This window comes from Streptomyces katrae (assembly GCF_000966975.1).
In the GTDB taxonomy this organism is placed as follows: domain Bacteria; phylum Actinomycetota; class Actinomycetes; order Streptomycetales; family Streptomycetaceae; genus Streptomyces; species Streptomyces katrae.
Genome location: NZ_JZWV01000651.1, coordinates 1 through 11,264 on the forward strand (window position 1 = coordinate 1; position 11,264 = coordinate 11,264).

The 11,264-nt window shown below is 71.5% G+C and carries 9 protein-coding genes; all 9 read left to right on the top strand.

Annotated features, from left to right (window positions below; translation table 11 throughout):
• Window positions 1–2,444: ATP-binding protein (locus VR44_RS23110; protein WP_045949493.1), on the top strand; the 2,444-nt coding region annotated here is incomplete at its 5' end.
• Window positions 2,445–2,678: 234 nt separating this feature from the next.
• Window positions 2,679–3,359, top strand: coding sequence for a response regulator (locus VR44_RS23115; protein ID WP_045949494.1), 681 nt, complete (start codon window positions 2,679–2,681; stop codon window positions 3,357–3,359).
• 136 nt (window positions 3,360–3,495) lie between these two features.
• On the top strand, window positions 3,496–6,264 hold the full coding sequence (locus VR44_RS23120) for an FtsK/SpoIIIE family DNA translocase (protein WP_045949500.1): 2,769 nt from the start codon (window positions 3,496–3,498) through the stop codon (window positions 6,262–6,264).
• A gap of 208 nt (window positions 6,265–6,472) precedes the next feature.
• A complete protein-coding gene (locus VR44_RS23125; protein WP_045949495.1) occupies window positions 6,473–7,375 on the top strand; it encodes a helix-turn-helix domain-containing protein in 903 nt (300 codons plus the stop codon).
• A gap of 145 nt (window positions 7,376–7,520) precedes the next feature.
• Complete coding sequence (gene rimO, locus VR44_RS23130; protein WP_045949496.1) at window positions 7,521–9,035, top strand: 30S ribosomal protein S12 methylthiotransferase RimO; 1,515 nt, start codon at window positions 7,521–7,523, stop codon at window positions 9,033–9,035.
• A complete protein-coding gene (gene pgsA / locus VR44_RS23135) occupies window positions 9,032–9,688 on the top strand; it encodes a CDP-diacylglycerol--glycerol-3-phosphate 3-phosphatidyltransferase (protein ID WP_045949497.1) in 657 nt (218 codons plus the stop codon). Before rimO ends, pgsA begins: the two co-directional genes overlap by 4 nt.
• 56 nt (window positions 9,689–9,744) lie before the next feature.
• The gene (locus tag VR44_RS23140; RefSeq protein WP_045949498.1) at window positions 9,745–10,245 is read left to right on the top strand and encodes a CinA family protein; all 501 of its coding nucleotides are present in this window, start codon (window positions 9,745–9,747) and stop codon (window positions 10,243–10,245) included.
• A 109-nt stretch (window positions 10,246–10,354) separates the two neighbouring features.
• Window positions 10,355–10,735, top strand: coding sequence for a helix-turn-helix domain-containing protein (locus VR44_RS23145; RefSeq protein ID WP_007266936.1), 381 nt, complete (start codon window positions 10,355–10,357; stop codon window positions 10,733–10,735).
• Window positions 10,736–10,967: 232 nt separating this feature from the next.
• The coding region (locus VR44_RS23150) for a hypothetical protein (protein ID WP_157880386.1) at window positions 10,968–11,264 on the top strand (297 nt) is incomplete at its 3' end.

The window sequence follows — 11,264 nt, forward strand, 5'->3', positions numbered from 1 at the left end:
GTACCGAGGGCATCCTCGGCGGCCAGGCCCGGGTGCGGGACGTGGACGGCACCTGGCGGGACCTCACCGAGTCCGTGAACGAGATGGCCGGCAACCTGACCCGGCAGGTGCGGGCCATCGCGGCCGTGGCCACCGCGGTGACCCGCGGGGACCTGAGCCTGAAGGTCGACGTGGACGCGGCGGGCGAGATCCAGGCCCTCCAGGACAACATCAACACGATGATCGCCAACCTGCGCGACACCACCCTGGCCAACAAGGAGCAGGACTGGCTCAAGGGCAACCTCGCCCGGATCTCGGCCCTGATGCAGGGCCGGCGGGACCTGGACGACGTGGCCGGGCTGATCATGAGCGAGCTGACCCCGGTGGTCGCGGCGCAGCACGGCGCCTTCTTCCTGGCCGTGCCGACCGGCGGGAGCAGCGAGATCGGGACGGACGGCGGCGCGGAGGGCTCGTACGAGCTGCGGATGCGCGGCGGCTACGCGTACGCGGGCGGGCAGATGCCGATCTCCTTCCGGCCGGGGGAGGGCCTGATCGGGATGGTCGCCGAGGAGAAGCGGACGGTCCTGGTGGAGAACACCCCGCCGGGCTACCTGAAGATCTCCTCGGGGCTGGGCGAGGCCCCGCCGGCGCACGTGATCGTGCTGCCGGTGCTGTTCGAGGGCAAGACGCTCGGGGTCATCGAGCTGGCCGGCTTCCAGCCGTTCACGCAGATCCAGAAGGACTTCCTGAGCCAGATCGCCGAGATGATCGGGACGAGCGTCAACACCATCTCCGTGAACTCCAAGACGGAGATGCTGCTCAAGCAGTCCCAGGAGATGACCGAGCAGCTGCGCGAGCGCTCCGACGAGCTGGAGAACCGGCAGAAGGCGCTCCAGGCCGCGAACGCGGAGCTGGAGGAGAAGGCGGAGCTGCTGGCCCAGCAGAACCGGGACATCGAGGTGAAGAACACCGAGATCGAGGAGGCCCGGCAGGTCCTGGAGGAGCGCGCCGAGCAGCTGGCGGTCTCGATGCGCTACAAGAGCGAGTTCCTCGCGAACATGTCGCACGAGCTGCGGACCCCGCTGAACTCGCTGCTGATCCTGGCGAAGCTGCTCGCGGACAACGCGGACGAGAACCTGTCGCCGAAGCAGGTGGAGTTCGCGGAGACCATCCACGGCGCGGGCTCGGACCTGCTCCAGCTGATCAACGACATCCTCGACCTGTCGAAGGTCGAGGCCGGGAAGATGGACGTCTCCCCGACGCGGATCGCGCTGGTCCAGCTCGTGGACTACGTGGAGGCCACCTTCCGGCCGCTGACCGCGGAGAAGGGCCTCGACTTCTCGGTGCGGGTCTCCCCGGAGCTGCCCGCGACCCTGCACACCGACGAGCAGCGGCTGCTGCAGGTGCTGCGCAACCTGCTGTCCAACGCGGTGAAGTTCACCGACAACGGGGCGGTGGAGCTGGTGATCCGGCCCGCCGGGGCCGATGTGCCGGCGGCGATCCGCGAGCAGCTGCTGGAGGCCGGGTCGCTGCGCGAGGCGGACGCGGACCTGATCGCCTTCTCGGTGACGGACACCGGCATCGGCATCGCGGCGAGCAAGATGCTGGTGATCTTCGAGGCGTTCAAACAGGCGGACGGGACGACGAGCCGCAAGTACGGCGGCACGGGGCTCGGGCTGTCCATCAGCCGGGAGATCGCCCGGCTGCTGGGCGGTGAGATCCACGCGGCCAGCGAGCCCGGCCGCGGCTCGACGTTCACGCTGTACCTGCCGCTGCACCCGAGCGAGCTGCCCCCGCAGGGGTACGCGCCGCCCACGCCGGGCGGGGCCCGGGCGGAGTACCGCAGGACGGAGGAGGCGCCGCAGCCCGTCCCCATGGCGGCGCTGCCCGTGGCCCCGAAGGACGCGGTCCCGGTGCGGCAGGCGCTGCCGGCGGCGGAGCCGGCCGGGCAGGGTTCCCCGTCGCTGTTCCGCAGGCGGCGCAAGCCGGTGCCCGGTCCGCTGCCGCGCACCGAGGTGCCGGGGCAGCCGGACGGGGTGGCGTGGGAGGAGCAGGAGGTGCTGCAGGCGGCGCCGCGTACCTACGACTTCCACGGCGAGCGGGTGCTCATCGTGGACGACGACGTGCGCAACGTCTTCGCACTGACGAGCGTGCTGGAGCAGCACGGGCTGGCGGTGCTCTACGCCGAGAACGGCAGGGAGGGCATCGAGGTGCTGGAGCAGCACGACGACGTGGCGGTCGTGCTGATGGACATCATGATGCCGGAGATGGACGGGTACGCGACCACGTCGGCGATCCGGCGGATGCCGCAGTTCGAGGGGCTGCCGATCATCGCGCTGACGGCGAAGGCGATGAAGGGGGACCGGGAGAAGGCCATCGACTCCGGGGCTTCCGACTACGTCACCAAGCCGGTCGAACCCGACTACCTACTGTCGGTCATGGAGCAGCACATGCGCGGAGAATGACCGGCGGCCGCAGCGTGACGGGAGGCGCAGGGGGAACCTTCTGCCCTCCCGCCACGTTTCTGCTTCGTGCACAGTGACATCTTGGTGACAGGGTGTGGCGATCTCGGGACTGGGGCTACGATGACCGGCACAAGGACGGACGGCGCGAAGACGCCGTCCTCTGGGGCGGGCCCCGGCACACAGGCCGGCGCCCGGAGCCGGGGAGGCCCCATGCCGGGGCGAGGAGGACAGGGCATGGTGCAGAAGGCCAAGATCCTCCTGGTCGACGACAGGCCGGAGAATCTGCTGGCGCTGGAGGCCATCCTCTCCGCGCTCGATCAGACACTGGTCCGGGCGTCGTCGGGGGAGGAAGCGCTCAAAGCGCTGCTGACGGACGATTTCGCGGTCATCCTGCTGGATGTCCAGATGCCGGGTATGGACGGGTTCGAAACCGCCGCGCACATCAAGCGGCGCGAGCGCACCCGGGACATCCCGATCATCTTCCTCACCGCGATCAACCACGGTCCGCACCACACCTTCCGCGGTTACGCGGCGGGCGCGGTGGACTACATCTCGAAGCCGTTCGATCCCTGGGTGCTGCGCGCCAAGGTCTCGGTCTTCGTCGAGCTCTACACCAAGAACTGCCAACTGCGGGAGCAGGCGGCCCTGCTGCGGCTCCAGCTGGAGGGCGGCGGTTCCAACGGCGACGGCAGCAAGGAGGCGGCCGGGCTGCTGGCCGAGCTCTCCGCCCGGCTCGCGGCGGTCGAGGAGCAGGCCGAGGCGCTGACCAAGCAGCTCGGCGAGGACTCCGCAGACGCGGCGGTGGTGGCGACGGCCGCGCACCTGGAGCGCAAGCTGACGGGGCTGCGCCGCGCACTGGACGCGCTGGAGCCGGGAGCCGGCGGGACCGCGCCGGTCCTGCCCGCCCAGGGCTGACGGGCCCCGGCCGGGGGCCCGCTGGCGGGCCGTCAGGTCTGCCGGTGCGTCACGGCGCGTACGGACGGGGCGACACGAACGGGTGAAGGGGTGGGCACGCGTGTCCACCGGCACGCACACCGGTAACCTCGGGCCCATGGCCTCACGTACGTCCGGCAAGGGTTCCCAGAGTGATGCGGGCGCCGCGAAGGGCCGCCCCGGCCGTACGACGGCGCCGGCCAAGAAGACGGCCGCGCCGCGCAAGCCTCCCGCGAAGAAGGCCGTGGCGGCCAAGCGCGCCCCGGTGAAGAAGACCGCCCCCAAGGCGGCGCCGTCCCCGACGGGGGGCGTGGTGTGGCTCGTGCGCGGCTGCTGGCTGGGGCTCGCGCACCTCGTCGGCAAGGCCTTCCGCGGTATCGGCCGGGGTGCGAAGAACCTCGACCCGGCCCACCGCAAGGACGGTGTCGCGCTGCTGCTGCTCGCCCTGGCGCTGATCGTCGCCGCCGGGACCTGGTCCAACCTGAGCGGGCCCGTGGGCGACCTGGTCACCATGCTGGTCACCGGCGCCTTCGGGCGCCTGGACCTGCTCGTGCCGATCCTGCTCGGGGTCATGGCGGTACGTTTCATCCGCCACCCCGAGCAGAGCGACGCCAACGGGCGCATCGGCATCGGCCTGTCCGCCCTGGTCATCGGAGTCCTCGGGCTGGTGCACATCGCCTGCGGGGCCCCCGGCCGCGACGAGGGCACCACCGCCATGCAGAACGCGGGCGGGCTGATCGGCTGGGCCGCCTCCAAGCCGCTGATCTTCACCATGGGCGCGCCGCTGGCCGTGCCCATGCTGGTGCTGCTCACCGTCTTCGGCCTGCTGGTCGTCACCGCGACCCCGGTCAACGCCATCCCGCAGCGGCTGCGCCGGCTGGGGATCCGGCTCGGGATCATCGCGCCCAACGAGTACGACGAGGCGGCGTACGGGCAGCCCGGCGGCGCCGGCCGGCCCGACCGGCACGACGCCGAGCAGTGGCGGGCCCGTACGGCCGGCGCCGCCGGACCGGGCGACCCCGCCGACGCCGCCGAGGAGGCGGCCCTGGCCAAGCGGCGCCGGCCCCGGCGGGCCGCCGCCCGGCCGGGGGAGCGGGAGATGGACGCCGTCGACGTGGCCGCGGCGGCCGCCGCCGCGCTGGACGGGGTGGTCTACGGAGGGCTGCCCCCGAACCCGCTGGTCGCCGACCTGACCCAGGGGATCACCCCCCAGCGGGACGGGGTGGAGGTCACCGCGCCGGTGCCGCCCGCCCGCGAGGAGCAGCCCGCCGCCCCGGTCGCGGAGGACCCGGCCGACGCCCCGCACGAGCGCACCGCCGCCGCCTCGGGGACCCTGTCGGTACCGGACCTGACGAAGGCCCCGCCCGAGACGCAGGCGCTGCCGCCCCGCGCCGAGCAGCTCCAGCTGCGCGGGGACATCACGTACTCCCTGCCCTCGCTGGACCTGCTGGAGAAGGGCGGACCCGGCAAGACCCGCAGCGCCGCAAACGACTCGGTGGTGGCCGCGCTGACCAACGTGTTCACCGAGTTCAAGGTGGACGCGCAGGTCACCGGCTTCACCCGGGGCCCGACGGTGACCCGTTACGAGGTGACGCTCGGCGCCGCCGTGAAGGTCGAGCGGATCACGGCGCTGGCGAAGAACATCGCCTACGCCGTGGCCTCCCCGGACGTGCGCATCATCAGCCCGATCCCGGGCAAGTCGGCGGTCGGCATCGAGATCCCGAACACCGACCGCGAGATGGTCAACCTGGGCGACGTGCTGCGGCTGGCGGACGCCGCCGAGGACGACCACCCGATGCTGGTCGCGCTGGGCAAGGACGTCGAGGGCGGCTACGTCATGGCCAACCTCGCGAAGATGCCGCACGTGCTGGTCGCCGGCGCCACCGGTTCCGGCAAGTCCTCCTGCATCAACTGCCTGATCACCTCGATCATGGTCCGGGCCACCCCGGAGGACGTCCGGATGGTCCTGGTCGACCCCAAGCGGGTCGAGCTGACCGCCTACGAGGGCATCCCGCACCTGATCACCCCGATCATCACCAACCCCAAGCGGGCCGCCGAGGCCCTGCAGTGGGTGGTGCGCGAGATGGACCTGCGGTACGACGACCTGGCCGCCTTCGGCTACCGGCACATCGACGACTTCAACCAGGCGATCCGCGACGGCAAGATCAAGCTGCCGCCCGGCAGCGAGCGGGAGCTCAGCCCGTACCCGTACCTGCTGGTGATCGTCGACGAGCTCGCGGACCTGATGATGGTGGCCCCGCGCGACGTCGAGGACTCCATCGTCCGCATCACCCAGCTGGCCCGCGCGGCCGGCATCCACCTGGTGCTCGCCACCCAGCGGCCCTCGGTGGACGTGGTGACCGGTCTGATCAAGGCGAACGTGCCCTCGCGGCTGGCCTTCGCCACCTCCTCGCTCGCCGACAGCCGGGTCATCCTCGACCAGCCCGGCGCCGAGAAGCTGATCGGCAAGGGTGACGGACTGTTCCTGCCGATGGGGGCGAACAAGCCGGTCCGCCTCCAGGGCGCCTTCGTCACCGAGGACGAGATCGCCGGGATCGTCCAGCACTGCAAGGACCAGATGGCCCCCGTCTTCCGGGACGACGTCACGGTCGGGCAGAAGCAGAAGAAGGAGATCGACGAGGAGATCGGCGACGACCTGGACCTGCTGTGCCAGGCGGCCGAACTGGTGGTCTCCACCCAGTTCGGCTCCACCTCGATGCTCCAGCGCAAGCTGCGCGTGGGCTTCGCCAAGGCGGGCCGGCTGATGGACCTGATGGAGTCCCGCGGGGTCGTGGGCCCCAGCGAGGGCTCCAAGGCCCGCGACGTGCTGATCAAACCCGACGAACTGGACGGGGTGCTGGCCGTGATCCGGGGCGAGGAGCCGTAGAACGGGGATCCGCCCGGCTCACCCGGCCGTAGGGGGATCGGCGGGCAACCGTTTCCCTTGGGCCTGCGTCAAGTTGAGGGAGGCAGCGGCGGGTGGCGCCCTCGCCATTCGGATGGCGTAGGAAGCGGACCCTCCGGTTGCCCCACCCTTTCGTCACCCCCCTAGACTGGACATCCAGCAGGTGGCTACACGCTCGAAAGGCGCCCTTGTGTCCATCGGCAACTCCAACTCCCCCGAAGAAGAGCGGCCTTCGACCGACGATCGGTCCGAGGACCGGCTCGTCGAACGTTCCGTCGAAGGACCGTCCATCGGGACGGCCCTCAAGAAGGCCCGGATCGCCGCCGGGCTCACAGTCGACGACGTCTCCTCCACGACGCGCGTGCGCATTCCGATCGTGCACGCGATCGAGGAGGACGACTTCACGCGGTGCGGCGGCGACGTGTACGCCCGCGGCCACATCCGTACGCTCGCCCGCGCCGTTCACCTCGACCCGGTACCCCTGGTCGAGATGTACGACGCGGCCCACGGCGGACGGCCGGCGCCCACCCCCGCCGCGCCGATGTTCGACGCCGAGCGGATCCGCCCCGAACGGCAGCGGCCCAACTGGACCGCCGCCATGGTCGCCGCCATCGTCGCCGTGATCGGTTTCGTCGGGTTCACCGCCTTCAGCGGCGACGACGAGAAGGCCAAGCACCCGGTGGCGGAAGGTTCCGTCGCCCCGCAGCCCGCGCCCAAGCAGTCGGCCGGCAAGCAGCAGCCCCCGGCCCAGACCCCGCAGGCGCCCCAGGCCCCCAAGCCGGAGCCCTCGGACAGCGCCATCGCGGCCGCGCCCAAGGACCTGGTCACGGTGGTCCTGACGGCCGACGTCGGCGAGAGCTGGATCTCGGCGAAGGACCACAGCGGCCGCCTGCTCTTCGACGGCACCCTCGCGCAGGGCGAGTCGAAGACCTTCACCGACAAGGAGTCCGTGGACCTCGTCCTGGGCGACGCGGGCGCCGTCAAGCTGTTCGTGAACGGCAAGGAGATCAAGGACAGGTTCGAGTCGGGTCAGGTCGAACGGCTCACCTACACCAAGAACGACCCCCACCAGGGCCAGGCCCAGGCGGGCTGACCGGCCCCGATCCCCGACGACCGGCGCGGAATAAAAAATTCCGGATCCCCGGGACCCGTGCGGCACCTGCCGCCGGCTCCCGGGGATCTTGTCGTGGGGGGACACGGGGCGGGGGCCGGCGCCGGGACGAAGTAGTCTTGAGTCCATGCCCGAACGCCGTACCGTCGCCCTTGTCACTCTTGGCTGCGCCCGTAACGAGGTGGACTCGGAGGAGCTCGCAGGCCGCTTGGCGGCGGATGGCTGGGAGCTCGTCGAGGACGCCGCCGACGCGGACGTAGCCGTCGTCAACACCTGTGGCTTCGTCGAAGCCGCCAAGAAGGACTCCGTAGACGCCCTGCTGGAAGCCAACGATCTCAAGGATCACGGCCGGACCCAGGCCGTCGTCGCCGTCGGCTGTATGGCCGAGCGCTACGGCAAGGAGCTCGCCGAAGCGCTCCCCGAGGCCGACGGCGTGCTCGGCTTCGACGACTACGCCGACATCTCCAGCCGCCTCCAGACCATCCTCAGCGGCGGCAACGTCGAGGCCCACGCCCCGCGCGACCGGCGCCAGCTGCTGCCGATCAGCCCGGCCGAGCGCCAGGGCGCCTCCGTGGCCCTGCCCGGACACGCCCAGGAAGCCGCCGAGGCGCCCGCCGAAGCCCCCGCGGACCTGCCCGAGGGTGTCGCCCCCGCCTCCGGCCCGCGCGCCCCGCTGCGCCGCCGCCTGGACAAGAGCCCGGTCGCCTCGGTGAAGCTCGCCTCCGGCTGCGACCGCCGCTGCTCCTTCTGCGCCATCCCGTCCTTCCGCGGCTCCTTCATCTCCCGCCGCCCCTCCGACGTGCTGGGCGAGACGCGCTGGCTCGCCGAGCAGGGCGTCAAGGAGATCATGCTGGTCTCCGAGAACAACACCTCGTACGGCAAGGACCTCGGCGACATCCGCCTGCTGGAGACCCTGCTGCCCGAGCTGGCCGCCGTCGACGGCATCGAGCGTGTCCGCGTCAGCTACCTCCAGCCCGCCGAGATGCGGCCCGGCCTGATCGACGTCCTCACCTCGACCCCCAAGGTCGCCCCGTACTTCGACCTGTCCTTCCAGCACTCGGCCCCCGACGTGCTGCGCGCCATGCGCCGCTTCGGTGACACCGACCGCTTCCTGGAGCTGCTGGACACCATCCGCTCCAAGGCCCCGCAGGCCGGCGTCCGCTCCAACTTCATCGTCGGGTTCCCCGGCGAGACCGAGGAGGACTTCGCCGAACTGGAGCGTTTCCTCACCCACGCCCGCCTCGACGCCATCGGCGTCTTCGGCTACTCCGACGAGGACGGCACCGAGGCCGCCACGTACGAGAACAAGCTGGACGAGGAGACCGTCGCCGAGCGCCTGGCGCACATGCAGCGGCTCGCCGAGGAGCTCACCTCCCAGCGTGCGGAGGAGCGGATCGGCGAGACCCTTGAGGTACTCGTCGAGACGGTCGTCCCGTTCGACGAGGCGGAGGAGGGCGAGGGCGCCTACGGGCGCGCCGCCCACCAGGCCCCAGAGACCGACGGCCAGGTCGTCTTCACCGACGGCACCGGCCTGGTCCCCGGGCGCATCGTCACCGCGAAGGTGGTCGGCACGCTGGGCGTGGACCTGGTGGCCGAGCCCCTCGGCACGGAGTTCTCGGAAATCCAGGAGGCGGCCGGATGAGCGGAGTCCCGGCATCTGCGGCGGGCGGGACCGGCCGCCGGCCCGCGCCCGGCGCGAAGCTCGGGACTGCGGCCGTCAGCCAGGCCGGCCTCTGGAACATCGCCAACATCCTGACGATGGTCCGGCTGGTCCTCGTGCCGGGATTCGTCCTGCTGCTGCTCGCCGACGGGGGCTACGACCCCGTCTGGCGGGCACTGGCCTGGGCGGCCTTCGCCATCGCCATGATCACGGACATCTTCGACGGGCACCTGGCCAGGACGTACAACCTGGTCACGGACTTCGGGAAGATCGCCGACCCCATCGCCGACAAGGCGATCATGGGGTCGGCGCTCGTGTGTCTCTCCTGGCTCGGCGACCTGCCCTGGTGGGTGACCGGAGTGATCCTCGGACGGGAGCTCGGGATCACGCTGATGCGGTTCTGGGTGATCCGCTACGGGGTGATCCCCGCGAGCCGCGGCGGCAAGCTGAAGACCCTGGCCCAGGGCACGGCGGTGGGCATGTACGTGCTCGCGCTGACCGGGCCGCTGGCGACCTTGCGCTTCTGGGTGATGGCGGTGGCCGTCGTGCTGACCGTGGTGACCGGTCTGGACTACGTCCGGCAGGCCGTGGTGCTGCGCCGCGCCGGCCTGGCGGCGGAGCGTGCCGCGAAGTGACGAACGGGGTGGGGGAGGCACCGGAATCCGTGGGAGCGGGGGAAGGTGCTGCGGGAGTGGCCGAAGAAGTGCTGCGCCTGCTTGCGGAGAGTGACCAGAGCCTCGCCGTCGCGGAGTCGCTGACCGGGGGGATGGTGGCCGCCGAGCTCACGGCGGTGCCGGGGGCCTCGCGCTCCTTCCGCGGGTCGGTCACAGCGTACGCCACTGAACTCAAGCACCGGGTCCTCGGGGTGGACGCCGGGCTGCTCGCCGCCGAAGGCGCGGTGAACGCACAGGTCGCGGCCGAGATGGCCGGCGGCGTACGGCGCGTGATGGGCGCCACGTGGGGGATCGCGACGACCGGAGTGGCCGGTCCGGACCCCCAGGACGGGCAGCCCGTCGGCACCGTTTTCATCGCCGTGGCGGGTCCGGGGGGCAGGAAAACGGCCCGGCTGCGGTTGAACGGCTCCCGTACGGAAATCCGTAGGGAGAGTGCACGCACAGTGCTCGAACTGCTCTCGAGCGAACTCCGCGAGAATCTGCGGGGGCAGGATACGGAACAGAACGGGGGGATTTGATGTTTGCAGCCCTGAGTGAACACGACATCGCTCCCCGCACGGCCGCGGCGCGAGGCGGTACGGTGGGGCGTGAAGGTTACGGCTACACGGTCAGAGGAGGGAGCCACCGATGATTCTGCTCCGTCGCCTGCTGGGTGACGTGCTGCGTCGGCAGCGCCAGCGCCAGGGCCGTACTCTGCGCGAAGTCTCCTCGTCCGCCCGAGTTTCGCTCGGCTATCTCTCCGAGGTGGAGCGGGGGCAGAAGGAGGCATCCTCCGAGCTGCTCTCCGCGATCTGCGACGCGTTGGACGTACGGATGTCCGAGCTGATGCGCGAAGTCAGTGACGAGCTGTCGCTGGCCGAGCTCGCGCAGTCGGCAGCCGCAAGCGAACCGGTGCCGGCACCGGTGCGCCCGATGCTCAATTCGGTCTCCGTGGCCTCGGTCACGGGCGGACCCGAGCGGGTGACCATCAAGGCGCCCGTGGAAGCGGTGAACGTCGTAGCCGCTTGAGTACCGCGAGCTGGACACGTGGGTGTGGCGGGAGCCCCGGGTGGTGCGTGAAGCACCGGCCGGGGCAGATGTGTATAAGAGACAGGGCCGGGGCTCCCTGCCGTTCCGGGCCCTCTCGTGCGGTCGTGCGCCCGGTGTTCTGGGTGCGGGGGCCCGGGGTGTGGGGGAGGATGGGCGCGACCGGGAACCGGCCCTCTGGGAGGTGGCCGTGCGGCTGTTACTCCGCATACCTGTGGCTCTGCCCGTCGTGCTCGCCCTGCCCCTCGCGCTGGCGCTGGGGGCGCTGTGGTGGTGGGCCGTCCTGAGGCTGGCGGTGGTGCCGGCCCAGGCGGGGCCCGTGGAGGGGGCGATAGCCATGGGCGGCTGGGGGCTGGGACTGCTGCCCGTGCACTGTGTGCCGGAACCCCTCCGCAGGGCCCGGGGCGGGGATCCGGACGCACCCCCGGACGCGGCCGGGGGCGGCCCGCCGCAGGCCGGGGACGGTGCTGCGGGTCTGGCGGGGGCTACCAGGGCATCGACACCCCTCCGT